This window comes from Pseudonocardia sp. Cha107L01 (assembly GCF_052566575.1).
The window spans coordinates 8,142,052-8,165,323 of sequence record NZ_CP199579.1 but is presented as its reverse complement, the minus strand read 5'-3'; the positions used below and the strand labels follow the sequence as shown (position 1 = coordinate 8,165,323).

25 protein-coding genes and 1 pseudogene are annotated in these 23,272 nt (G+C 72.2%); 9 read left to right on the top strand and 17 right to left on the bottom strand.

What is annotated here, in order from left to right; all coding sequences use genetic code 11:
* Window positions 1-115: 115 nt before the first annotated feature.
* Window positions 116-970: pseudogene (locus tag ACTXG6_RS38535) on the bottom strand (esterase/lipase family protein); the annotation flags it as partial.
* Between the two features lie 169 nt (window positions 971-1,139).
* Here ACTXG6_RS38535 and ACTXG6_RS38530 point away from each other — a divergent pair.
* The gene (locus ACTXG6_RS38530; protein ID WP_445184248.1) at window positions 1,140-2,072 is read left to right on the top strand and encodes an SGNH/GDSL hydrolase family protein; all 933 of its coding nucleotides are present in this window, start codon (window positions 1,140-1,142) and stop codon (window positions 2,070-2,072) included.
* Window positions 2,073-2,094: 22 nt separating this feature from the next.
* Here ACTXG6_RS38530 and ACTXG6_RS38525 read toward each other — a convergent pair whose 3' ends face one another.
* Window positions 2,095-3,600: an FAD-dependent oxidoreductase gene (locus ACTXG6_RS38525; protein WP_445184247.1), complete on the bottom strand. Its 1,506-nt coding sequence runs from the start codon at window positions 3,598-3,600 to the stop codon at window positions 2,095-2,097.
* 159 nt (window positions 3,601-3,759) lie between these two features.
* Between ACTXG6_RS38525 and ACTXG6_RS38520 the strand changes: the two genes are divergently transcribed.
* The gene (locus tag ACTXG6_RS38520; RefSeq protein ID WP_445184246.1) at window positions 3,760-4,743 is read left to right on the top strand and encodes a sunset domain-containing protein; all 984 of its coding nucleotides are present in this window, start codon (window positions 3,760-3,762) and stop codon (window positions 4,741-4,743) included.
* Window positions 4,744-4,885: 142 nt separating this feature from the next.
* Here the strand turns inward: ACTXG6_RS38520 and ACTXG6_RS38515 are convergent, their stop codons facing one another.
* Both ACTXG6_RS38515 and ACTXG6_RS38510 read right to left on the bottom strand, forming a co-directional pair.
* A complete protein-coding gene (locus ACTXG6_RS38515; protein ID WP_445184245.1) occupies window positions 4,886-5,170 on the bottom strand; it encodes a hypothetical protein in 285 nt (94 codons plus the stop codon).
* 230 nt (window positions 5,171-5,400) lie between these two features.
* Window positions 5,401-6,093 carry a Type 1 glutamine amidotransferase-like domain-containing protein gene (locus tag ACTXG6_RS38510; RefSeq protein ID WP_445184244.1) on the bottom strand — a complete coding sequence of 231 codons (693 nt, stop codon included), beginning with the start codon at window positions 6,091-6,093 and terminating at the stop codon, window positions 5,401-5,403.
* A gap of 102 nt (window positions 6,094-6,195) precedes the next feature.
* Between ACTXG6_RS38510 and ACTXG6_RS38505 the strand changes: the two genes are divergently transcribed.
* The 3 genes from ACTXG6_RS38505 to ACTXG6_RS38495 all read left to right on the top strand — a co-directional run bounded on the left by ACTXG6_RS38505 (window position 6,196) and on the right by ACTXG6_RS38495 (window position 9,357).
* The gene (locus ACTXG6_RS38505; RefSeq protein WP_445184243.1) at window positions 6,196-7,233 is read left to right on the top strand and encodes an FAS1-like dehydratase domain-containing protein; all 1,038 of its coding nucleotides are present in this window, start codon (window positions 6,196-6,198) and stop codon (window positions 7,231-7,233) included.
* 4 nt (window positions 7,234-7,237) lie between these two features.
* On the top strand, window positions 7,238-8,074 hold the full coding sequence (locus tag ACTXG6_RS38500; RefSeq protein ID WP_445184242.1) for an exodeoxyribonuclease III: 837 nt from the start codon (window positions 7,238-7,240) through the stop codon (window positions 8,072-8,074).
* Between the two features lie 233 nt (window positions 8,075-8,307).
* Window positions 8,308-9,357 (top strand): ABC transporter ATP-binding protein, encoded by a 1,050-nt coding sequence (locus ACTXG6_RS38495; RefSeq protein ID WP_445184241.1) that lies wholly within the window; start codon window positions 8,308-8,310, stop codon window positions 9,355-9,357.
* Window positions 9,358-9,421: 64 nt separating this feature from the next.
* On the opposite strand, the gene ACTXG6_RS38490 is transcribed toward ACTXG6_RS38495, so the two are convergent.
* From ACTXG6_RS38490 to ACTXG6_RS38480, 3 genes are all read right to left on the bottom strand, one after another.
* Complete coding sequence (locus ACTXG6_RS38490) at window positions 9,422-10,822, bottom strand: NtaA/DmoA family FMN-dependent monooxygenase (protein WP_445184240.1); 1,401 nt, start codon at window positions 10,820-10,822, stop codon at window positions 9,422-9,424.
* Window positions 10,819-11,913 (bottom strand): LLM class flavin-dependent oxidoreductase, encoded by a 1,095-nt coding sequence (locus tag ACTXG6_RS38485; RefSeq protein ID WP_445184239.1) that lies wholly within the window; start codon window positions 11,911-11,913, stop codon window positions 10,819-10,821. The genes ACTXG6_RS38490 and ACTXG6_RS38485 overlap by 4 nt, the downstream gene beginning before the upstream one ends.
* Before the next feature lie 69 nt (window positions 11,914-11,982).
* The gene (locus tag ACTXG6_RS38480; RefSeq protein WP_445184238.1) at window positions 11,983-12,072 is read right to left on the bottom strand and encodes a putative leader peptide; all 90 of its coding nucleotides are present in this window, start codon (window positions 12,070-12,072) and stop codon (window positions 11,983-11,985) included.
* Window positions 12,073-12,244: 172 nt separating this feature from the next.
* Here ACTXG6_RS38480 and ACTXG6_RS38475 point away from each other — a divergent pair, with 172 nt between their 5' ends.
* The 3 genes from ACTXG6_RS38475 (at window position 12,245) to ACTXG6_RS38465 (ending at window position 13,167) form a co-directional block, all read left to right on the top strand.
* Window positions 12,245-12,673, top strand: a complete 429-nt coding sequence (locus ACTXG6_RS38475) for a GNAT family N-acetyltransferase (RefSeq protein ID WP_445184237.1) — start codon at window positions 12,245-12,247, stop codon at window positions 12,671-12,673.
* Complete coding sequence (locus ACTXG6_RS38470; RefSeq protein WP_445184236.1) at window positions 12,670-12,918, top strand: hypothetical protein; 249 nt, start codon at window positions 12,670-12,672, stop codon at window positions 12,916-12,918. Before ACTXG6_RS38475 ends, ACTXG6_RS38470 begins: the two co-directional genes overlap by 4 nt.
* Before the next feature lie 81 nt (window positions 12,919-12,999).
* A complete protein-coding gene (locus tag ACTXG6_RS38465; protein ID WP_445184235.1) occupies window positions 13,000-13,167 on the top strand; it encodes a hypothetical protein in 168 nt (55 codons plus the stop codon).
* A 62-nt stretch (window positions 13,168-13,229) separates the two neighbouring features.
* Here the strand turns inward: ACTXG6_RS38465 and ACTXG6_RS38460 are convergent, their stop codons facing one another.
* From ACTXG6_RS38460 to ACTXG6_RS38425, 8 genes are all read right to left on the bottom strand, one after another.
* Window positions 13,230-13,370, bottom strand: a complete 141-nt coding sequence (locus ACTXG6_RS38460) for a hypothetical protein (RefSeq protein ID WP_445184234.1) — start codon at window positions 13,368-13,370, stop codon at window positions 13,230-13,232.
* Window positions 13,371-13,395: 25 nt separating this feature from the next.
* The gene (locus ACTXG6_RS38455) at window positions 13,396-14,520 is read right to left on the bottom strand and encodes an LLM class flavin-dependent oxidoreductase (RefSeq protein ID WP_445184233.1); all 1,125 of its coding nucleotides are present in this window, start codon (window positions 14,518-14,520) and stop codon (window positions 13,396-13,398) included.
* A gap of 57 nt (window positions 14,521-14,577) precedes the next feature.
* Window positions 14,578-14,664 (bottom strand): putative leader peptide, encoded by an 87-nt coding sequence (locus ACTXG6_RS38450; protein ID WP_445190220.1) that lies wholly within the window; start codon window positions 14,662-14,664, stop codon window positions 14,578-14,580.
* An 84-nt stretch (window positions 14,665-14,748) separates the two neighbouring features.
* A complete protein-coding gene (locus tag ACTXG6_RS38445; RefSeq protein WP_445184232.1) occupies window positions 14,749-15,633 on the bottom strand; it encodes an alpha/beta hydrolase in 885 nt (294 codons plus the stop codon).
* Between the two features lie 4 nt (window positions 15,634-15,637).
* Window positions 15,638-15,910 carry an undecaprenyl diphosphate synthase family protein gene (locus tag ACTXG6_RS38440; protein ID WP_445184231.1) on the bottom strand — a complete coding sequence of 91 codons (273 nt, stop codon included), beginning with the start codon at window positions 15,908-15,910 and terminating at the stop codon, window positions 15,638-15,640.
* Complete coding sequence (locus ACTXG6_RS38435; RefSeq protein ID WP_445184230.1) at window positions 15,910-16,104, bottom strand: hypothetical protein; 195 nt, start codon at window positions 16,102-16,104, stop codon at window positions 15,910-15,912. Before ACTXG6_RS38435 ends, ACTXG6_RS38440 begins: the two co-directional genes overlap by 1 nt.
* 19 nt (window positions 16,105-16,123) lie before the next feature.
* Window positions 16,124-17,224, bottom strand: coding sequence for a calcium:proton antiporter (locus ACTXG6_RS38430; RefSeq protein WP_445184229.1), 1,101 nt, complete (start codon window positions 17,222-17,224; stop codon window positions 16,124-16,126).
* 150 nt (window positions 17,225-17,374) lie between these two features.
* Window positions 17,375-18,760: a hypothetical protein gene (locus ACTXG6_RS38425; protein WP_445184228.1), complete on the bottom strand. Its 1,386-nt coding sequence runs from the start codon at window positions 18,758-18,760 to the stop codon at window positions 17,375-17,377.
* A 370-nt stretch (window positions 18,761-19,130) separates the two neighbouring features.
* Here ACTXG6_RS38425 and ACTXG6_RS38420 point away from each other — a divergent pair, with 370 nt between their 5' ends.
* Window positions 19,131-19,637 carry a L,D-transpeptidase gene (locus ACTXG6_RS38420; protein ID WP_445184227.1) on the top strand — a complete coding sequence of 169 codons (507 nt, stop codon included), beginning with the start codon at window positions 19,131-19,133 and terminating at the stop codon, window positions 19,635-19,637.
* Between the two features lie 69 nt (window positions 19,638-19,706).
* On the opposite strand, the gene ACTXG6_RS38415 is transcribed toward ACTXG6_RS38420, so the two are convergent.
* On the bottom strand, window positions 19,707-22,601 hold the full coding sequence (locus ACTXG6_RS38415; RefSeq protein WP_445184226.1) for a PAS domain S-box protein: 2,895 nt from the start codon (window positions 22,599-22,601) through the stop codon (window positions 19,707-19,709).
* Window positions 22,598-23,248, bottom strand: a complete 651-nt coding sequence (locus tag ACTXG6_RS38410; protein WP_445184225.1) for a response regulator — start codon at window positions 23,246-23,248, stop codon at window positions 22,598-22,600. Before ACTXG6_RS38410 ends, ACTXG6_RS38415 begins: the two co-directional genes overlap by 4 nt.
* Between the last annotated feature and the right edge of the window lie 24 nt (window positions 23,249-23,272).

Sequence of the window (23,272 nt, the reverse complement as noted above, 5' to 3'; positions counted from 1 at the left end):
GCCACTCACGGACTTCAGTGGTTGCCATGCCCGGGATGTGCTCCGGGCCGACCGGGGAGCATCGCACCGGCTTGGCGTTGTCCGGGTCCAGCGCGTTGACGATGTACTGCGCGACCACCGGGTCGAACGCCACCGCGACGTGCTCGGAGAGGTCCTGCGGGCAGTGGTCCTGCAGCACGATGTTGGTGACGTCGTCGCCGTGCAGCCGGCCGCTCGTGTAGGGCACGACCGCCTCGTCGTACTTCGTCATGATCGTGGTGTAGGTGACGCCGTCGACCGCGGGGCCGCCGTCGGAGTTCAGCTTGGCCAGGAACGGCGAGCCGTGCAGGAACTCCCGGCAGGACCCACACAGCGGCGCGAGCACGGCACCCACCGCCGGGCCGAGGCCGAACTGCACGGCGATGTGGTTGAGCTCGGCCAGCCCGAGCGTCTGGGTGCCGTCCCAGAGCGGGGTCATCGCGACGTAGTGGTCCACGTACTCGTCGCCGCCGAGGAACTTCACGTAGTAGTCCGGCATCAGGCTGCCCTCGGAGTGGCCGACGATGTCGACCTTGTCCGCTCCGGTGGCGTCCCGCACCCGGTCCACGAACCGGGCCAGCTCGTGGGAGCTCTGCTCCATCTTCTGGAGGCCGCCCACCTGTGACAGTGGCGGCGGGGCCAGCGGGTTGCGGCCGTAGGTCAGCGAGAACACGCAGTACCCGTGCTTGGCCAGGATCGGGGCGAGGTAGCCCCAGTTGGCAGCCTGGTTCGCGAACAGCCCGTGCACCAGGACAACCGGGTTCGGGTGCTCGTCGCTGGGCTTGCAGTTCCAGTCGTTCGAGCCGGGCGGCGGCGGGTCCAACACCGACGTCGGGCCGAGGAGACCGATCGAGGGCGCGGCCGCCGCCCGCGCGGCGACCGGACCACTGGCCAGCAGGCCGGCCGCGACCGCGACCGTCCCGGCGATGACGGCCCAGCGTCGTCGACCCATGTGCATCCGTCCCCCGGTACTTCAGCGTTCCGTTAGTTCACGCAACGAGACGGTTATGACTACGGTGCGTACACCGCTGGTGACACCACCCGGTCCGGGGTGATTCCGGGGTCGCCCTATGCGAGGCGAACACGCTCCGTTACGCTCCGCTGCGTTTGAAGTTGATCTGGTGGAGGGGGCCGCCGCGGTGCGTCCTGCGCGGGTTCGGCACGTACTGCGTGCGCTCATGACGGCGGTGGCCTGCGCCGGGCTCGCGGTGTTCACCGCTGGTCAGGCGGCCGCGGCTCCGGGATCGGACGTATCCGGGGAGTACGTGGCCCTCGGCGACTCCTACACCGCCGGCCCGCTCATCCCGCTCCAGACCGGGCAGCCGGTCGGTTGCCTGCGCTCCGACCACAACTATCCGTCGTTGGTCCGCGCCGCGCTGCACTCCTCGGCGTTCAAGGACGTCAGCTGCAGCGGGTCGACGACGAAAGAGATGAGTTCGCCACAGTCCGTGACCGGCGGGACCAACCCGCCGGAGCTGGATGCCCTGAGCGAGCACACCGACCTGGTCAGCCTGGGCATCGGCGGCAACGACATCGGCTTCGCCTCGATCATTGAGACCTGTGCGCTGAAGTCGCCGACCAAGCCGCTCGGCGCGGCCTGCCGCGACTACTACAACCAGGGCGGCCGGGACCAGATCGCCGACCGGATCGACGCCACCGCACCCAAGGTGGCCGCCGTGCTGGACGCGATCGACAAGCGCTCGCCGGACGCCAAGGTGCTCGTCGTGGGTTACCCGACGATCCTGCCGGACACCGGCCCGGGCTGCTTCCCGGTGATCCCGTTCAGCCCCGGCGACGTGGCCTACTTCCGGGGTATCGAGAAGAAGCTCAACGCGATGCTCGAGCAGCAGGCCCAGGACGCCGGCGCCGAGTACGTGGACACCTACCGCACCAGCATCGGGCACGACGCCTGCAAGCTGCCCGGCACCAAGTGGGTGGAGGGCCTGGTGCCCACCTCGCCGGCCGCGCCGGTGCACCCGAACGCACTCGGCGAGCGCAACAGCGCGAACAACGTGCTGCACACGCTGCACGTCAGGGAGCTGGCCGGCGCCTGACCGGCTCTCCCGGCGCGTTCTCCTACCGAGCGCCCCGGCGGCGCCGGGTGAACGGGGTCAGGCCGGCGAGCAGCCCGAGCTGCGGCACCCCGGTGATCGGCTCGGCGGCCGCGCCGTGCTCCGCGAGCACATCATTGGCCGCCAGCACCCCGGACGCCGCCGAGCGCTCCATCAGCCCGGTGCAGAACGGCAGCTCGATGAAGTCGCCGGCCAGCCGCACCCCCCGCGCGTCGGTGCGCACCCGGGGGCGCCGCCCGGACCCGCCCGGTGGGAACGCCGGCGCGGTCCTCTCGTGGCGCAGCACCTGGTGGCGTACCTGCGCCGCTCCGGTCTCCGGCCACAGCTCGGCCAGCTCGGCGCGCATCAGGGCGGTGGCCCGCTCGGCGTCCGGCTCGGTGCAGGCATACGAGTGCAGCTCCAGTACCGCGCCGCCGGTGGCCGCCGCCCAGTCCCGGGACGGCTGCTCCAGGCGGTGGTAGCAGGTCACCGAGTCCAGGGTGGGCTCCCCGGTGACGGCGGAGAACACGGCCCGGTGCGGCGCGACGTCCCGGTCCAGCCAGAGCCGGCTGACCGCGAACGGCTCGGCGAGCTGCACCTGTCCGACCCTGGCGGCGAGCTGGGGCGCCACCCGGCGCAGCCCGGTCGAGCGGTCCAGCAGTCCACGCAGCCCGCCCGGGTCCAGGGCCAGCACCACGTGCCGGGTGGTGATCGCCTCGCCGGCCAGCTCCACCCGCCAGCGGTGATCCGCCGCCGGCTCGACCGAGAGCACCGGACTGGCGGTGCGCACGCTCGCCCCGTGCCGTTCCAGGTAGCCGGTCAGCGGCCGCCAGATGCAGCTCAGGTAGTCCGTGTCCGGGGCGTCGAAGCCGAGGCCCTCCGGGTTGCCGAGGAAGTAGAAGTGGAACATGGCCACCAGCTCGGCGGCCGACAGTCCGCGCGGGTTGCAGAAGAACGACCGGGCGAACGCCTCGAAGAGCATCACCCGGGCCCGCTCGGACAGGTTCAGCCGGGCCAGGAAGTCGGCGGCGGCGACGTCGTCCAGCGCGGCCGTGGTGCGCTCGGCGTGATAGCCAAGCAGTTCGAGCGCGAGCATCCGGTCCGCCCCGGTCACGTCGCGCACGCCGAGGCTGGGGGAGCGGGCGAACAGTGCCAGCAGGCTCAGCGGCGGCGCGGTCGGCAGGCCGGTGAGGTCCTCCTCCGGCCACTGCCTGGCGATCACCGGGTAACCGCCGACCGGGTGCAGGAAGCGCAGCGCGGGGTCGGCCCGGCGCAGGATCGCGCGCCAGGTGTAGTACTGCCGGAAGAACGCGTGGAACCCGTGTTCGACGACCTGCTCGGTGCCGTCCGGCAACGGGTGCGGCCAGGCGCCGAGGCGGCCGCCGAGGAAGTCGGCCGCCTCCAGCACGGTCACCCGCACCCCGCGCTCGGCGAGCACGACGGCGGCACTGATTCCGGCCACGCCGCCACCGACGACCACCGCATCCGTCCCGGCCGGCACCTGGTGCGGCAGGCCCGTTTCGGGGACCACGAGCGCGTGTGGCCGCATTCTCAGGGGAATCGCGCGGCCGGGCACCTGACCGATCATGCCGGACGGCGCCGGCCCCGATTCAGCCGGGCAACGGGGTCCCGCGCCACGGCCCGAGCCCGAATGGCGGTACAAATACCGCACGCTGACGAGGAGAACGCGATGGCCAAGTCCCCGGCCGGCAAGCCGCTGCTGCTGCTGGTCCTGTTGATTGTCGCCGCGGGGTTGGTTGCGGCCAGAACGCTACGCCGGAAGGTGCCGCTGCTCGGCGGGCCGGAGCCGGTCGCTGTGCCGGAGCCGGCCGCTGTGGCGGAGTCGGCCGCTGGGGCGGAGTCGGTCGCCGTGCCGGAGCCGGCCGCTGTGGCGGAGCCGGCCGCTGTGGCGGAGCCGGCCGCTGTGGCGGAGTCGGTCGCCGTGCCGGAGCCGGCCGCTGTGGCGGAGCCGGCCGCTGTGGCGGAGCCCGCGGACACGCCGGACTCCGCCGAATCGAGGTCGGTGGCCGTGCCCGAACCGTCCGTCGAGGCGGAGTTCGAGCCGGTCGCGGACTCCGAGGCCGACGGGGCGGTGCTCGTGGCCGAGCCGGAGATCGAGCCGGAGTCGGTGGCCGTGCCCGAGCCCGACGTCGAGGCCGTGTCGGTGGCCGAACCCGAGGCGGAAGCCGACGTGGTCACCGAGGCGACAGCCCAGGACCTGGCCGAATCAGCCCTGTTCGCCGTACCCGCTGCCAGCAAGCCCGAGGCCAGCAAGCCGGCGACCAGCGTGGCGGCCGAGAGCGCGGCGGCCGAGAGCGCGGCGGCCGAGAGCGCGGCGGCCGAGAGCACGGCGGCCGAGAGCACGGCGGCCGAGAGCACGGCGGCCGAGAGCACGGCGGCCGAGAGCGCGGCGGCCGAGAGCGCGGCTGCAGAGAGCACGGCCGAGAGCACGGCTGCGGAGCAACGGCCCGGGCCGTTCCCCGGCTCGGTGCTGCCGCGTGCCGACGGCTCCGCACCGTCCGGGGAGTTCATGGTCAAGGGCAATGCGAGCTCGAAGCGCAGCCACGGCCCGTCCTCGCCCTACTACAACCGCACCCGTGCCGAGGTGTGGTTCCGCACCGAGGCCGACGCGGTGGCCGCCGGCTTCCGGCCCTGGGCCCCGAAGGCCGACTGACACCGCGCCTAACTGACACCGCGCCTGACTGACACCGCGCCTGACTGACACCACGCCTGACTGACACCACGCCTGACTGACACCACGCCTGACTGACCGTGCCGGGTGGCGCCCCCTCGAGATGAGCGCGACCCGGTGCGGGTCAGCCGCCCCGGCGTCGCAGAGCCGAGCAGCCGTTCGGTTGCTGACTCCGCCGACCGGGCCCGGACCGGCCGGAGCGCGACCCGGACCGGTGGCCGAGTGCCGCGCTGTCGCCTCGGCCGCCGGTGCCGGGCCGCGGCGCACCGCGACCAGGTGCCGGCTTGTCGTCACTCTGCTGCTCGCGGGCCAGCGCATCGCGCACCGCGTCCGCCAAGCCGTCCGGGGCCTGGGTCATCGGCGCCGGAGCGCCGGCCGAGAAGCCGGAATTCGCACGGGAGTTTCGCATCGGGAACCTCGATTCTGACGAGAGGGCGCGCCAACGTGCGCGCGGTCCATGAGCTGCGTGATCGCGGCTGTCAGAGGTTCATGCGAAGAACGTTAACCGAGCCCACCTGAGCCCGCGACCGGTTTTCCCGCGCGCGCGCTGCCCCCGCACACCCACTTCGTGCGCGGCACACCAACTGCAGCGGGTGTGCCGCGCACGAAGAAGGTGTGCGGCGAAACCGGGTGCCGGGCTTAGGGGAGGGGGCGGGCCGGGACAGCGGTTTCCACCGCGTTGCCGGCGGCGTCGCGGGTGACCGCGTACAGGTGGGTTCCCGGCGTCCTGGCGACCGTCTCGACGAGTTCGCCGTCCCGGAACAGCGCGGCGGCGCCGTCGTCCAGCGCCCACCCCGGCGGCAGCGTGCCGGCGGCGATCTCCCGCTGATAGCTGGGGCGTCGCGAGAGCTCGGTGTTGTAGTGCGGGCAGCCGCTGCCGCCGATCAGTCCCAGACCGTCGGTCAGCCGGCTGACCGGCCCGAACGAGTCGGTCAGCGACGACTCGAACCAGCAGATCATCCCGGCACTGATGCCACAGAGCAGCACCCCGGCGCGGTACGCCTCGACGAGCAGCCGGTCCACCCCGTGCACCCGCCACACCGCGAGCATGTTCGCCGTGTTGCCGCCCCCGACGTAGATCACGTCCTGGGCGCGCAGCGTGGTCGCGGGGTCCGTCCCGTCTCGCTCGAACAGCCGCAGGACCGAGGTGCGGCAGCGGCTGTCCAGCACGCTGTGGAAGCGCTCGATGTAGCTCTCCGCGTCGCCGCTCGCCGTCGGCAGGAAGCACACCCTCGGTGACGCCAGCCCGGTCAGCCCGAACACGTAGTCGTCCAGGAGCGTGTCCGGGTCGGCGGAGAACCCGCCACCGACCAGCACGATGCGCGACGCCATGATCCCCACCCTAGAACCACCGCCGGGGTGACCCCGCGAACCCGTCGGTGCCATCGACTACCGTCCGAACCCGAGCGGTGGGGTGTGCAGTGAGGACGTGCGATGAGTGAGCTGGCGAGTTCCCTGTCGGGTTGGGCACCGGTGCCGGTGGAGTGGTCGGACCGGGTGAGCAGCTGGTCGGTGGAGGCGTTCGCGGCGCTGCTCGACCAGCCCAGCCCGCTCGATGGCGCGGCGCCTGGCGTGTTGCCGCCGATGTGGCACTGGTTCGGCTTCCTGGCGCATCCCGCGCAGCGTGAGTTGGGCGCCGACGGCCACCCGGCCGCCGGCCGGTTCCTGCCCCCGATCCCGCACCGCCGGCGGATGTTCGCCGGTGCCCGCTGGCGCCAGCACCAACCGCTGCCGGTGGACGAGCCGATCACCTGCCGGTCCTCGGTGACGTCCGTCGAGGTGAAGACCGGCCGCAGCGGTGAGATGGCCTTCGTGACCGTGCGCAACGAGTTCTCCCGCCACGGCGAGCTCGCGGTGCTCGAGGAGCAGGACATCGTCTACCGCAGCCAACCCGACCCGCCGGCCGCTGCCGCCGAGCCCACCGGCGCACCGGCACAGGTCGCGCCAGCCGAGCCGACCGAGCAGCAGCCCACCGAGCAGCAGCCGACCGAGCAGCAGCCGACCGAGCAGCGGCCCGCCGAGCAGCAGCCGTCCGAGCAGCAGCCGTCCGAGCAGCGGCCCACCGAGCAGCAGCCCACCGAGCAGCAGCCGACCGAGGACAAGCCGGGCGCCGAGCAGGAGCCGCGGCTGAGCCCGGACGCCGCGCTGCTGTTCCGGTTCAGCGCGCTGACCTACAACGCGCACCGGATCCACTACGACCAGCCGTACGCAACGGGCGTCGAGGGCTATCCGGGCTTGGTGGTACACGGCCCGCTGCTGGCACTGCTCGCGCTCGAGCTGCCCCGCCGCAACCGACCCGAGGCGCCGGTCGCCGAGTTCCGCTACCGGTTGCGCCGCCCCGCGTTCGCCGGCACCGAGCTGCGGTCCTGGTCGGAGCCGGCCGGCTCGGACGGCTGGCTGGAGCTGGCCACCGGCCCGGTCGGCGGCGCGGCCTCGCTCACCGGTACCGCCCGACTGGCCGGGGAGGCCTGACGTCATGCGGATCGCCACCTGGAACGTCAACTCGGTCCGGTCCCGGCTGCCCCGGCTGTTGCCCTGGCTGGACCAGCGGCAACCCGACGTGGTGTGCCTGCAGGAGACGAAGCTGCCGAACGACGCGTTCCACGAGCTGCTCGACAAGGAGTTCGCCGACCGCGGCTACCAGGTCGCACACCACGGCGAGGGGCGCTGGAACGGGGTGGCGCTGGCGTCGCGGGTCGGGCTGGACGACGTCGCGCCGGGCCTGCCGGGAGAGCCGGGGTTCCCCGAGCCGGAGGCCCGCGCGGTGACCGCGACCTGCGCCGGGTTGCGGATCACCTCGGTGTACGTGCCGAACGGGCGCACCCCGGACGACCCGCACTACGCCTACAAGCTGGCCTGGCTGGCGGCACTGCGCGACTCGGTGGCCGCCGCCCGGGAGCACGCCGTGGTCTGTGGGGACGTGAACATCGCGCCGACCGACGCCGACGTGTGGGATCCGGCGCTGTTCGTCGACTCCACCCATGTCACGCCGCAGGAGCGCGCCGCGTTGGCCGAGCTGACCGCGCTCGGGCTGCGGGACGTGGTCCGGGACCGCTGGCCGACCGAGCGGGTGTTCAGCTACTGGGACTACCGAGCCGGCCGGTTCCACCAGGACCTGGGGATGCGGATCGACCTGGTGCTGGCCGCCGCACCGGTGGCCGAGCGGGTCGCCGCGGCCTGGGTGGACCGGGAGGCGCGCAAGGGCACCGGCCCCAGCGACCACGCCCCGGTGATCGTCGACCTCGACCAGGCTCCGGACGGCGACATCGGTCCGGTGGTGCCGCCGCCGTCCCGCCCGGCCCGTCGGAAGTAGGCCGAATCCGGGCCGGTGAGCCTGGTCACGTGGGCGGCGCAGCCGTGCGCAGGAGCAGGCCCGCCGCCGGGCCAGCTGCCTGAGCACGCCAAATAGTCTCCGGCGGGCCGTACCTTTACCCCGGGGTAGCCCGTTTGGCTGGTTGATATGCTCCGCGTCACAAGCCTTGGCCCAGGGCGTCGACGCAGACTGCCCGGCCATTCCCAGGCGCGTGCCCCACGAGGAGGACTCAGGTGACTGCTGGTGTTGAGGTCCGGGTGGAGGGCTTGTCGAAGTCGTTCGGCAAGTCGAACATCTGGTCGGACGTCACGCTGACTCTGCCGCCGGGTGAGGTCAGCGTCCTGCTCGGTCCCTCGGGTACGGGCAAGTCGGTGTTCCTGAAGAGCTTGATCGGGCTGTTGAAGCCGGAGAAGGGCTCGATCATCATCCACGACACGGACCTGGTGAAGTGCAGCGAGCATCGGCTGTACGAGATCCGGAAGCTGTTCGGCGTGCTGTTCCAGGACGGTGCGCTGTTCGGGTCGATGAACCTGTTCGACAACATCGCGTTCCCGCTTCGTGAGCACACGAAGAAGAAGGAGGGCGAGATCCGCGACATCGTCATGGAGAAGATGACGATGGTGGGTCTGGCGGGCGATGAGATGAAGCTGCCCGGTGAGATCTCCGGCGGTATGCGCAAGCGGGCCGGGTTGGCCCGTGCGTTGGTGCTGGACCCGGAGATCATCCTGTTCGACGAGCCGGACTCCGGCCTGGACCCGGTGCGTACCGCGTACCTGAACCAGCTGATCATCGATCTGAACGCGCAGACCGACTCCACGTTCCTGATCGTGACCCACGACATCAACACCGCGCAGACGGTGCCCGACAACATCGGCCTGCTCTACCGCAAGCACCTGGCGATGTTCGGCCCGCGTGAGGTGCTGTTGACCTCGGAGGAGCCGGTCGTCTCGCAGTTCCTGAACGGGCGCCGCCAGGGCCCGATCGGCATGTCGGAGGAGAAGGACTCCGAGCAGGCCGCGCGGGAGATGGAGGAGATGGACGGCGAGCTCGCCGGTCTGCCGGCGATGAAGCCGCAGATCGCCGTCTCCCCGGGTGTGCCCGAACGGAAGGCCGTCGGCCGTCGCCAGGCACGGGTCCAGGACATGATGCACGAGCTGCCGGAGAACGCGCAGCGCGCCATCAAGGAGAGCCTGGACAAGGAAGGCGCGGCCAAGTCCGCGTCCCAGGCCCAGTCCCAGGCGCGGCACCGCGACGACGGCCCGCCCACCGAGCGCATTCGCTGACCACCGGCGGGACCAGAGCTCAGCTCCGGTCCCGCCGTTCGTTCTGCCCCCGGGGTGGCTGCCCTCAGCCGGCCTGGCGGGAGGTCGCCGTCGCCCGCCGGGTGAGCGGTTCGCGCAGGCCAAGGTGCTCCCGCAGCGTGCGGCCGCTGTACTCGGTGCGGTAGCCACCGCGCTCCTGCAGCTCCGGTACGAGCAGGTTGACGATGTCGTCCAGCCCGTCCGGGATCAGGTACGGGGTGATGTTGAAGCCGTCGACCGCGCCGTGCCTGGCGAAGTGCAGGAACTTCTCGGCCAACCCCGCCGGCGTGCCCTGGTGCCCGCGCTGCGGCCCCAGTGCGATCACCGTCTCGCGCAGCGACCAGTGGTTGGCCTCGGCCTGCGCCCGCCACCGCGCCACCGTCTCGCGCGGGTCGGCGATCCGGCGGGAACCGAACGCACCGCTGTTCTCCGCGATCACCGGGTCTTCCGCCGGCAGCGGGCCGTCCGCGTCGCGGTCGGTCAGGTCCAGGTTCCACAGCAGCCCGGCCACGTTGAGCGCCGTCGCCGGGGTGACCTGCGAGAACCGTATCCAGCGCCGCTTCTCCTCGGCCTCCGCCTCGGTGGCCCCGATGATGATCTCGGTGCCGGGCAGGATGCGCAGGTCGTCGCTCGGGCGGCCGGCCGCCCGCAGCCGGTTGCGGATGTCGTCGGCGAAGGCCAGCGCGTCGTCGAACTCGGTGCCGTGCGCGGAGAAGATCACGTCGGCATTGCGCGCGGCGAAGTCACGGCCCTCGGCCGAGTCGCCGGCCTGGAAGATCACCGGGTGGCCCTGGGCACTGCGCGGCAGCGTCGGCGCGAGGTCCACGTCGAACTGTGCGGTGTGTTCGCGCACCCGGGTCACCGAACCGGGCGCGGACCAGGCCGGCGCATCCGTCGAGCCCGCGATCGCGCCGTCCGCCCAGCCGTCCCAGAGCGCCCGCGCGACGGTGAGGAACTGCTCGGCCCGGAGGTAGCGGTCGGCGTGGTCCAGGTAGCCGCCCCGGCGGAAGTTCGCGCCGGTCCAGGCGTTGTCCGTGGTGACCACGTTCCAGCCGGCGCGCCCGGCCGACAGCAGGTCCAGCCCGGACAGCCTCCTGGCCAGGTCGGTCGCCTCGTTGAACGTGGTGTTCGACGTGCTGACCAGCCCGATCTTCTCGGTCACCGCGGCCAGCGCGGCGAGCTGGGTGATCGCGTCCGGGCGGCCGGCCACGTCGAGGTCGTGGATCTTGCCGTCGACCTCGCGGAGCCGCAGTCCCTCGCCGAGGAAGAACGCGTCGAACAGGCCGCGCTCGGCGGTCTGCGCCACCCGGCGGTAGGACGCGGGATCGATCTGCGAGCCGCTGGCCGGGTCGGACCAGATCGTCCAGTGGTTGACGCCCTGGAAGAACACCCCGAAGTGCAGCTGGGCGTCCGGGTAGGGCACGTCGTTGGCATCGGTGCGGGTCATCGGGCGTCTCCGGCTGGGGTCAGGCGATCGGCGAAGCGATTGGTCGGCCGGGGCAGGCCGAACGTGGTGCGCAGCGAGGCGCCGGGCACCGGGCGGGCGATGGTGCGGGCGCGCAGCAGTGCCGGCAGCACCAGCCGGGAGAGCACGGCGACGTCCTCGTCCAGCACCAGCGGGTGCAGCCGCACCCCGTCCACCACCGGGGCGAGCTCGGTGAGCAGCCGGACCAGTCCGTCGGCGCCGCCGGTGTAGCGCAGCCGGCCACGGTCCGGCCACCCGGCACGGCGGTCCAGGTCGGCGACCCGCTCGGCGGCGGTGTCGGTCGGGGTGTCCAGCGCGACCTCCAGCTCGGCGAAGGTCAGCGGGGTGCCCGTGCTCGCGCGGCGCAGGGCGTCGACATCGCGGCCGGCGACCAACGCCACGTCCACCTGCTCGGCCGGCACCAGCCCGTCCGGTGCGAACACCACGAGCTGGCCCTGCGGCGGGCGGGGCACGATGGCGGGGCCCTTCACGGCGAACGTCTCACCGGTGAAGTCGATGTAGTGCAGCTGGTCGGCGTCCAGGTAGCGGCTGGTGGCCACGTCGCGGATCACCGCGTCGTCCTCCCAGGAGTCCCACAGTTCGCGGGTCACCCGCACCGAGTCACGGGCCTCGCCGGCCCGCGCCGCGGGGCCGTCGACCAGGGGGCGACCCCAGGCCCGGGCGGACTCCGGCGCCGCCGACTCGGCCACCACCCAGCCGGCCCGGCCGATCGAGATGTGGTCCAGCGAGGCCAGTTGGGACGAGGTGTGGAACGGCTCGGCGTACGTCGTGGAGATCACCGGGGCGATGCCGAGCACGCTGGTGGAGGCGGCGATGAACGCGGCCCGTTCCACCGCGCCGATCCGGCCGACCGGGTCGGGTGCCCGGCCCGGCGGCAGTGCCTCGTCGTCCAGGGTGACCAGGGTGAAGCCGGCGTTCTCCGCGATGGCCGCGACGGCGCGGACCCGGTGTGGGGTCAGTAGTGCCTCGGGCGGGTGGGCGGCGCGGCGCCAGGCAGCCGGGTGGGCGCCGTCGCCGTCGATCTCGAGCGCGAGATGCAGGGGAGTGGGCACGGGAGGGTCCTTCCGCGGGCACAGCGGGCGACACGGCGAATGCCGGGCCGGTGCGGGTGCACGGAAGGGTCAGACGGCGGAGGCGGTACGGCACAGGTCGACGTGCCGGCGCGAGACGAGCGGGGTGACCGGCTTGGTGCCGCTCACGGTGACCTCCATCTGTGCCGCTCCGGACGGCCGCTCTGGACGAGCCTCTTTCCGAAGCTACGCCCGCGCCCCGACGGTTTCAACGCGCGTGGCGGCCGTCACTGCGCGACCGGATACCTAACCGGCGCGCTTGACTTTGCGCCCGACTCGGGATTACCTCGAACGGGATCCGTTGGTCGTGCCGATGCTCACCGAGCTCGCGCACGAGTACTGGACGCGGTACCGGCACACCCTCGGCGACATCGGCGAGGAGATGCGCTCCCGGCCCACCGAGTTCGGCCCGCCGGACGGTGGCCTGGTGCTGTTGCTGTCCGGCGGTGAGCCGGTGGCCGGCGGCGCGTTCCGCCGCTACGACGAGGTGACCGCCGAGCTGAAGCGGATCTGGACGCACTCCGCGCACCGGCGGCGCGGCCTGGCCCGGCGGGTGCTCGACGAGCTGGAGCGGGAGATCACCGTGCGCGGCTACCGACGGATCTACCTCACCACCGGGCCCCGCCAGCCCGAGGCGAAGGGCCTGTACCTGGCCACCGGCTACACCCCGCTGTACGACCCGGAGCTGCCGCCGGAGCAGATCGGGAAGCACCCGTTCGAGAAGGAACTCCGCCTGCCATGACCGTCAGCTCGCACGGCGTCAAGGGGGAGACCAAGATCGTCGGCCAGATCAGCGGCGGCGGCGACATCACCGCCGACATCGCGGCCATGACCAAGAAGGACAACGGCCTGGTCAAGCCGCTCAACGACGCGCTGAACGCGGTGATCAAGAACGGAGCGTACGCCCAGGTGCTGCAGCGCTGGAACCTGAGCAACGAGGCGGTGCCCAGCTCGCAGGTCAACCCGCCCGGCCTGCCCCGCACCTGACCGTCGTCCGGGCGGCGGGGAACTCCGGCGGCTCCCGCCGAGTTGACTGAGTACGTTCTCAGCAATTCGGAGGAAGCAGAGATGGCCAGCCCGTTCAGCAAGCTCGGCGAGTTCCTGAAGAGTCCGCAGGGGCGCAGGATCACCGAACAGGCCAAGACCTACGCCCGCGACCCGCGCAACCGGGCGAAGGCGAAGCAGCTCATGGACCGGTTCCGCGGCGGCAAGGGCGGCGGAGCCGGGCGGCACTGATCTCGGCACCGGTCCCGCCGCTGATCCCGGCGCGGTTCACGGCTGGAGTTCACGGCTGGAGTTCACGGCCCGGTTGACAGCTCGGCCGTGAGTGGTTCGGCCGTGAGCGGCTCCCTCGTGAGCGCCGCGTCGATGAGTTCCTTGGCGAGTTCGGCGGCCTGCTCGATCGGCTCGAAGGAGTGCGTGGCCTTCGAGCCGACCATGCCGCCGTCGTAGAGCGGCGCCGGCTCAGGCTGGTTGGCGGGCCTCGGTGAGCTGGGCGCGCTCGGCGGCCGAGGACGGGGTGGACGGCGGGCCCTGCAGCGGGACCGAGGTGGCGAGCGGGCGGCTCGGGATGGCCGCGCGCAGGGTCGGCGCGACCTCGCTCTGGAACAGCTCCAGCGACTCCCGGTGCTCGGCCGGGGTCAGCCCGTCGCCGTCGGCGTGCAGATGGGTCACCTCGTGGCCGAGCTCAGCGTGGTAGCGCTGCACCTTGTCGATGACCTGCGCCGGGCTGCCGATCAGCGCGGAGCTGCGCTCGACGAAGTCCTCCAGGGTCGGGAACACCACCGGCATGCCGAGCCTGCTGAACATCCGCAGCCGCGCCTCGTACAGCGGGCGGAACGCCGCCAGCGCGTCCTGCGAGTTGCGCGCCACGAAGAAGCCCGCGGTACCGGCACCCACCAGCGCGTCGGCCGGGTCGTGGCCGTGGTGCACCCAGCGCTCCCGGTAGTAGCGCACCAGCTCGGCGTAGGGCTCGACCGGGTTGGTCACGTTCGCCGAGAACAGCGGGTCGCCGTAGCGGGCGGCCAGCTCCACCGAGTCACGGCTCGTGGCGCTGCCGTGCCAGACCCGGATCGGTTGCTGCAGCGGCCTCGGCCAGACCTCGGCGTCGGTCAGCGACGGGCGGAACTGTCCCGACCAGGTCACCCGCTGCTCGCGCCAGAGCCGGCGGAACAGCTCGTAGCTCTCCCGGTTGCGGTCCCACTGGTCCTCGGTGGTGACGTGGAACAGCTCGGCCTGGGCGGACCCGTTGCCCTTGCCGATGATCAGCTCGAGGCGGCCGTCGGCGAGGTGGTCCAGCGTGGCGTAGTCCTCGAAGGCGCGCACCGGGTCCAGCAGGCTCAGCGTGGTCACCCCGGTGAACAGCCGGATCCGCTCGGTGCGCGCGGCCAGGTGGCTCAGCACCACCGGCGGCGCCGAGGAGAAGAACGGCCGCTCGTGGCGCTCGCCCACGGCGTACCCGTCGAAGCCGAGCTCCTCGGCCAGCACCGCGTGGTCGACGACCCGGCGGAACCGCTCGTGCGGTGACGGGGTGCGCCCGGTGACCGGGTCGGGCCCGTTCGAGATCAGCGTCAGGATGAGGAACTTCATGCGGCACCTAGTGTCCTGGCGAGTGGGGACGAGGGGGTGGGGGGGTGGGGGACGGGCTCAGCCCGGACAGGCCGCGCTGGCCACCCGCAACAGGTCCACGTGCCGCCGGTAGGCGCAGCCGCCGTTGCCGTAGAACGCGCGCACCCGGCCTCCATCGCTTGTTTTTTCGAAGCTACGCGTGCGCCCTCGGTGTTTCAACGTCCGTGGCGTGGGTCACGCCGGCCGGCCTCACGTGCGGCTCGCGCGCGGCCCGCCGACGAACTCGAGCACCGCGCGGGCCAGTACGCCGTCCGGGTCGGCGAGCGCGTCGAGCACGCTGAAATGGTGGCCGGGCAGCGGGGTGAACTCCACCGGCAGCCCGTTCTCCCGGCAGGCCGCCGCCCAGTCCCTCGACTGGCGCCGCAGCTCGGCCGTCTCGCCGGTACCGACCGCGGCCAGCGTCGGCGGCAGCTGTGCGGGCAGGTGGAGCTCGGGGCTCAACGCGGCCGCCTCGGAGGCGGTGAGCTGCAGGTACGGGGCGAGGTAGGTGTAGGGCAGCGGCCGCAGGTCGAACAGGCCGCTGATCGGGATGGCGGCGCGGAACGGCTGCGCCGGCAGCCCGTACCGGCCGGCCCAGTCGGTACCGAGCAGTGCGGCCACCGCGTGCCCGCCGGCGGAGTGCCCGGCGAGCACGATGTTGTCCCGGTCGATGCCGAGCTCGTCGGCGTGATGCCACAGCCAGGCGAACGCGGCCCGGTGCTGGCGCACGATCTCGGTGACGCTCACCTCGGGGCACAGCGCGTAGTTCTCCACCACGGTGGTGATGCCGTGCGGTACCAGCCCGTCGGCGAGGTAGCTCCACTGCTTGCTGGTGGTGCGCATCCAGTAGCCGCCGTGCACGAACAGCACCGCCGGACCGGGCCGACCACCCGGCGGCGAGCCGGGGAAGATGTCCACCGTCTCGGCGAGGGTGGGGCCGTAGGGCACGTCGAGCCGGCGGTCCAGCCGTTGCCGGGTCGCCTCGCTGCGGCGGTCCCAGCTGGCCGCCACGGCCGGGAAGTCCGGCGTCGCGACGGTGAGGTTGTACTCGGCGTTCAGCTGCTCGACGGTCTCGAACTCGCGGTACAGCGGCACGGCGCTACGCCGCCCGCCGGGCGAAGTTCCGCAGCGCGCGCAGGAAGTCGATCTCCCGGAAGGCCGGCAGCGCCTCGACGATCTCCTGCCGGCCGCCGTAGCCCACCGCCAGCGTCACGTGCGCGCCGGTGCGGCAGTGCCGGGTGGCGTCGGCGGCGTCCTTCAGCGCTCGCGCCGTGGAGTCCGGCAGCAAGTCCAGCAGGCCGGCGAGCTGCACCTGCCAGGCGGGCTCGGGCTTGATCAGCCGCTCGGCCACCACCTCCTCGATGACCTCCATCAGGAACGCCACCTCGGCGTCGCGTTGGCCATGCCCATCTGCCGGGCCCACCGCCGGTTGCCGTCCATGATCAGGCCGATGTGCCGGGGGAGGCGGCGGCCGGCGAGCTGGCGGGTGTACCAGTTGTAGGCCAGGTCGGTCAGGCGCGCCCCAGCCTGCTGACCGGGCAGCTGCCCAACCATCCGCTCAGTCACGTGCTCGCCTCCGCCGCGCTCATGGGGTCACCGCGATGAACAGGAACGACGCGAAGATCAGCAGGTGCACCGCGCCCTGCAGTACGGTGGCGCGCCCGGCCACCACGGTGAGCGTGCCGACCAGCATGCTCAGCGCGAGCAGGATCATCTCGGTCGCGCTCAGGCCCAGCACCAGCGGACCGGGCAGCCAGATGGTGGCCACCGCGATCGCCGGGATGGTCAGCCCGATGCTGGCCAGCGCCGAGCCCATGGCCAGGTTGAAGCTGGTCTGCAGCCGGTTGCGGGACGCCGCCCTGACCGCGGCCAGTGTCTCCGGCAGCAGCACGAGCAGCGCGATCGCGACCCCCACCACGGACAGCGGGGCGCCGGCCGCGCGGACGCCGGACTCGATCGCCGGCGACACCGACTTCGCCAGGCCGACCACCGTGACCAGGGAGACCACGAGCAGACCCAGGCTGATCAGTGCGTCCCGGGTGGCCGGCGGAGCCTCGTGCGAGTCCTCCAGGCTGTCCGACGGGCCGTCGGAGCCGTCACCGGAGCCGTCACCGGTGTCGACTCTGGAGCCCTCGTCGGGGATGACCGGCAGGAAGTAATCGCGGTGGCGCACCGTCTGCACGAACACGTAGACCGAGTACAGGGCGAGGGAGACGACCGCGGCGAAGGCCAGCTGCGGGCCGGAGAAGGTCGGCCCCGGCGACGTCGTGGTGACCGTGGGGAACACCAGGCACAGGGTGGCCAGCGCCGCGACGGTGGCCATCGAACCACTGCTGCCCTCGGCGTTGAACGACACCACGCCGTGCCGCAGCGCACCGACGACCAGGCACAACCCGACGATGCCGTTCCCGGTGATCATCACGGCGGCGAAGACGGTGTCCCTGGCCAGGGTGGCCGTCCCCGGCCCGCCGCTGAGCATCAGGCTGAGGATCAGGCCGACCTCGATCACCGTCACCGCGACGGCCAGGATCAGTGAACCGAGCGGCTCGCCGACCCGCAGCGCGACCACCTCGGCGTGGTGCACGGCGACCAGCACCGCGGCGATGAGCACCGCGCCCACCAGCGCCACCACCAAGGCCGGCAAGCTCCGTCCCCAGATCAGCGCGAGCAGCACCAGCGCCAGCACCGGGGTGCCGGCCGTCCGCCAGTTGGAGTGGGTTGCGGGCGGCGCCGAGGAGCTAATCGGCGCGCCTGTGCGTAGGACTCACGGTCGGTCACTCTATAGATGCGCAGGTGCCCCGAGTTAGCCACCGGTGTGGACCCCGCTCCGGGACGCTCAGGGGCGTGCGTACCAGCCGTACCAGTCCCGGCTGGCCGGGGAGAAGTAGTGCCGCGGCGGGACCTGCTCACCGGGGAAGAGCTGGAACCCCTTCGGCTGGCCCTGCGGGTTGCGGTGGAAGTAGGCGCCGCTGACCCAGGCCGGGTTGATGTCCAGCTCCATGCCGTTGACCACGCCGGCGGCCTTCAGCAGGCTGCCGAGAGTGCACACGGACAGTGCCGGCCCGCCCACGTAGACCTCGGCGCCGTTGGCGGTCACGCCGAACGCGGAGCGATGGATGAACGCGGCCTGGCCGATCGTGCTGCCCCACTCCGCCGTGCCGCCGCTGGAACAGGTCGGGTTCACCGCGCCGTGGTCGACGAGCAGCACCAGGTTCTGCCGGACACTGGCCACGTGGGGCCCCATCCGGACGTCGGTGTTCCAGGCACCGACCTGCGCGGTGCCGTCGCTGTTGAGCACCAGGCTCGCGGCTCCGTCGCGCAGCGGCCGCACCGTGCGGCCCTCGCTGAAGTACCCGCCCCGGCTCGCGTTGAGCCGGAACCCGGCGTTGAACGCGGCGACGACCCGCGTCTGCAGCGCCGGCGTGATGAAGTCGGGTGCCTTCCAGCTGCCGCCCGGATCGGTGAAGCCGGGGTGCAGTTGGCCACGGACGAACGTCGGGTCCAGCCACATCAGGCCGGCGACGAACGAGGTGTGGTCGGGGTCCGGGCGCAGCGAGGCCACCTCGACCGCCGGGTGGCCGTGCACCGTGGCGACCGGGTGCCACACCCCTTCACCGGGCAGCGCGGGGGCGTTCGCCAGCGGTCGCATGGTGGCCGGCGCGGGCAGTCCACGCGGCCCGGCGGACCTGATGTGCTCGGGCGCAACGGTGCCGGGCGGCGCGGCGATCCCGCCGACCGGCTCGCCACCGGTGGGCGGCGGCCGGTACTGCTCCTTCTCCAACCAGGTGATCAGGCCGTCGAAGCCGTGGTCGCGGCCCCACTCGGCAAGTCGCGCGGCCACGCTGTCGGTGCCGGGCGCGGTCAGTGCGCCGGTCACCGACCAGCCGGTGAGCACCAGCAGCAGAACCAGCGCGGCGGCGAGCAGGCGCAGGACCAGCCGGGCGCGCCCGGACAGCGGCCGGGTGTGCCGGGACAGCCAGACAAGGCTGGTACGCCGGGAGAGCCACGCGCGGCTGGGCAGCCAGGTCCGGCTGGGCAGCCAGGCGCGGCCGGGGGCAACCATCGGTTCGGGGTCGGTCGCGCCGGTCGCCGGGTCGGGGCCGGGCGCGCCGCTCGGACCGGTGACCGACTCGGTCTCCGGGGCCTCGACGGTGACCGGGAACTCCTCGGTCTCATCGTTGCTGGGGAGCGACGCGGAGCCGCCGGGTATGAGGATCCGCACCCGGCCAGTCTCTCCTTCAGAAACTGAGAGCCGCCCGCGGGATGCCGAGCGGGTGGTTCGCGGTGAGTTCGATCATCACTCGGCGATAGGCCACCCGGGCGGCGCCGTCGCACCGAAATATTCACTCCAAGTCACGAAACCGGGCCCGAACCGCCCATTGATTCCCTCTTTCCGAGGCGTGTCGGTACTTGGAGTAGCCCCAGCTCGTCACCTTTCCCAGGTCGTCTCGTTGATCCGCCTGGATTCGGCGGGAAGGACGGGAATGGGTAGGCACCTCGGAACGCGTGGCTGGCGGGCCTCGGTCTCCGCGCGCGTTGCAACTGTGATCGGGATCGTCTGCGTCCTCGCTATCGCGGTTGCGGTGCCCGCCATGGCCGACGACAACTCCGACGGAGACTCGTCAGCCCAGAGCGCCTCCGACAGTGGTTCCTCCGACAGCGGCTCGTCCGACGACAACTCGTCCGACGACAACTCCGGCAGCGACGCCCCCGATGTGGCCACCTACGAGAGCACGCCCTGTACGGAGAGCGCCCGGGCGTGCGTCGACCTGGCCAAGCAGCAGGCCTGGCTGCTCGATGGCCAGGGCAACGTCACCCTGGGCCCGGTCCCGCTGAGCTCCGGTGGTCCCGGCAAGGAGACCCCGGTCGGCACGTTCCACGTGCAGTGGAAGGACAAGAACCACAAGAGCCAGGAGTTCAAGCTGCCGAACGGGCAGGGCGCGCCGATGCTCTGGTCGGTGTTCTGGGCCGACGGCGGGATCGCCTTCCACGGTGGCAGCGTGCGGCGTGCCTCCGCGGGCTGTGTCCACCTGAGCGACGCGGACGCGCAGACCTTCTACAACACCCTGCAGCTCGGCGACGAGGTGCAGGTGCACTGAGCCACTGGCTCGGCGGGGCATGCTCAGCGGGGGCAGTGACCGAGCGAGCCACTGCTCAGCCGGACTGGCTCAGCGGGGCAGTGGCAGCGTGGCCCGGACCGTGGTGCCCCGGCCGATCTCGCTGTCTATCTCGATCGAACCCCGGTGCGCGGCGGCGCGCTCGCGCATCGACTGCATCCCGAGGTGGCCGGGCCTCGGCTCGCCCGGCTCGAACCCGAGACCGTCGTCGCCGATCTCCAGCTCCACCGTCGTCCCGGTCGTCGCCAGGCGCACCTCGACGTGTGCGGCATGCGCGTGCTTCACCGCGTTGTGCAGCGCCTCCTGGGCGATCCGGTACAGCGTCTCCTTGAGCGGCAGCGCCAGCTCCGGTTCCGCACACAGGTCCGCGCTCACGGTCAGCTGGTGCCGCGCCCGCAGTACCGCCACCCGTTTCTCCAGCGCGGCGACCAGCCCCTCGGCGGCCAATGACTCGGGGCGCAGCTCGAAGATCAGCGAGCGCATCTCGGTCATGCCCGCCTCGGCCAGTGACAGCACGTAGTCCAGCGGCTCGGCGAGCTGCTCAGGGCTGTGCTCGGCCAGTGCCCGGGCGGTCCGCGCGCCAAGCGCGATGCCGTACAGCGCCTGGGACACCGAGTCGTGCAGCTCGCGTGCCAGTCGCTGGCGCTCCTCGAGGCCGGCCTTGCTCTGCGCCTCGGTGAGCAGCCGGGCGTTCTGCACCGCCACCGAACCCTGGTCGGCCACCGCGCGCAGGAACGCGATGTCGTCCGGCGACGGCTCGACGCCCCTCGGGTAGTAGGCGTTCACCGAGCCGAAGCCGCGGTCGCGGGACGCCATCGGGACCACGGCCACGGTGTCCCACTCGGCCTCGCGGAGCATGTCGTGCAGGGGGGCGAGGGCGGGGTCTTCCAGGTTCCGCCGCACCACGTCGTGCATGATCAGCGGCTCGTGCGTGAGATAGGTCTGGTGCGACGGGTCCACCCCGTGGTCCCAGCAGCGCTCGACGATCTCGGCGTACCCCGCCGGCAGCCCGGCGCTGGCGACCACCCTCGGCTGGCCGCTGTCCTGGTCCAGCACGAACGCCGAGCAGGCGACCGCCGGGGTGGCGCCCAGTACCGAGTTGGCGATCACCTCGAGGGTGTCGCACAGCGCCTGGTTCAGCGTCAGGCTGGCGGCCACCGTGGACAGCGCCGACACGCGCTTCTCGAGCAGCGCGAACGCCTGGGTGCGCTCGGTGTCGTCGCGCACCACACCCAGGATGTGCGGGCGGCCCTGGAAGGTGAACGCCGAGCCGTGCACCTGCACCGGGAAGGTGCTGCCGTCCTTGCGCACGTCGACCGCGAGCGAGCGGGGTCGCTCACCGGCGATGATGGCGGCGGTGTAGTCCGACCGGGCCTGGTGGTGGTCCGGGTGTATCCAGGTGGTGGCCTTGCGGCCGAGCAGCTCGTCGGGCCGGTACCCGTGCATCCGGTAGAAGGCCGGGTTGGCGCGGACCAGCTTCCAGTCCAGGTCGGTGATCACCAGGCCGTCCCCGGTGGCCTCGAAGACCTGGCGGTACTGCATCTGCTGCTCGCGGAGCTGGTCCTCAGCGCGCTGGCGGTGCACCGCCGCGCTCAACGTGCTGGCGGACGCGCGCAGGGCGTCGACCTCGGTGGCCGACCAGACCCGTTGCCGGCTGCACTCGTCGAAGCCGACGAACCCCCACCAGCGCCCCTCCACGAACACCGGCACCAGGACGATCGACAGGATGCCCTGCGCCTCCAGCAGCGCGCGCTCGCTGACCGGGAGGTCGGAGACGCTGCCGGCGATCACCTCGCCCGACGAGAGCAGCCGGGCGGCGTGGGCGAAGCCGGCGTCCTCGAACGACATCGCGGCGAGGTCGGCGTTGTCGATCTGTGGCTCGATGCCCGGCGCGACCCACTCGTGCGACTGGCTGGTCCACTGGGTGCCGTCCGCGCCCCGGAAGTTCTCGAAGATGTACACCCGGCTCACCGCGGCGGCCAGGCCGAGCCGGGCCATCACCTCGTGGATGTGCACCCGCCAGGAGGAGTGCGACTCCAGGAACCGGTGCGCGGCGAACCGGACCGCCTCCAGGATCGCGTCCCGGCGGCGCAGCTCGGCCTCGGCCTCGGTCCGCTCGGTGATGTCCCTGGCGTGCAGCACGATGCCCTCGACGTCCGGGTCGTCGAGCAGGTTCACCGGCACCACCTCGAAGGAGTGCCAGGAGCCGTCCATGTGCCAGAGCCGGCTGCGGAAGGGGGCGGCATCGGCCGGGTCGGTGGCGATCCGGGCGATCGCGTCCTGGAGCGCGCCCAGGTCGTCCGGATGCACCGGCATCGTCACGTCCGCACCGACGGCCCGCTCCGGTGGCAGGTCGAGCAGCCGGCGCAGTGACGGGGCGGCGTACCGCAGCACGCCGGCGGCGTCGATCACCACGGTGACGTCGGAGGAGTTGAGCAGGATGGACCGGAAGCGGCGTTCGCTGCGCTGCAACTGCTCCTCGGCCTCGGTGCGCTCGGTCGCGTCGATCGCGACCTGCACGATGCCGATGACCTCGTCGCCCCGGCGCAGCGGTGAGAGCACCAGGTCCCAGTGCGACAGCATGTCCTCGTCGAGCTGGTGCGGCACGCTGCGGTAGAAGCGGGTCTCGCCGGCCAGCACCACCTTGGCCAGTGCCCAGAACCGGTCCTCGGCGCCGGGGAAGTAGCTGAACAGGCTGCGCCCGGTCTCCACCGGGCCGGCCGTGGCGGCGCCGTGCCGTTCGACGAGCTGGGCGAACTGGTCGTTGAACTTGCGCAGGATCAGGTCGGGGTCGTACACCGCCACACCGACCGGCGCACGGTCGAACATCACCCTCAGCAGCTCGCCGCGGTCCAGCAGGTCGTCGGTGTTGACCTTCGATTGCGCCGGTCGCGGGTCGGGCGTGGTCTCCGGGGTCGGTCCGGGAACCGGTTCGCGGGTACTCATGTGTTGCCGCTGAGCTTGGATTCCGACACCAGGCCGATCCGCACCGCGTACAGCGCCGCCTGGGTCCGGCTCTGCAGGCCCAGCTTGCTCAGCAGGTGGCTGACGTGGGTCTTGACCGTGCGCTCGCCGATGTTGAGGGCGCGGCCGATCTCGCGATTGGTCAGCCCGGTGGCCAGCGCGCGCAGCACCTCGGTCTCTCGCCCGGTCAGCGACTCGGGGTTGTCCGGGGCGCGGACCTCGCGGACCAACCGGGCGGCCGCCTCGGGGGCCAGCTGGACCTGTCCCTTTGCGGCGGCCTTGATCGCCTTGCAGAGCTGCTCGGCCTGGGTGTCCTTGAGCAGGTAGCCGATCGCGCCGGCCTGCACCGCGCCCACCACGGAGGCGTCCTCCAGGACGCTGGTCAGCGCCAGCACCTCGGTGTTCGGTACCTCCGCGCGAATGCGCTGGGTCGCGGCGATCCCATCGGTGCCCGGCATCAGCAGGTCCATCAGCACCACGTCGGGGGTCAGCGCGCGGGCCATCTGGATCGCCTCGGCACCGTTCGCGGCCTCACCGACCACCTCGAGCTCGGCGTCGAGCTTCAGAAACATCCGCAAGCCCTGCCGAACCACGCTGTGGTCGTCGACGATGAGCACCCGAACCGGCACCGCCACCTCCGTCTCTTGGCCGAT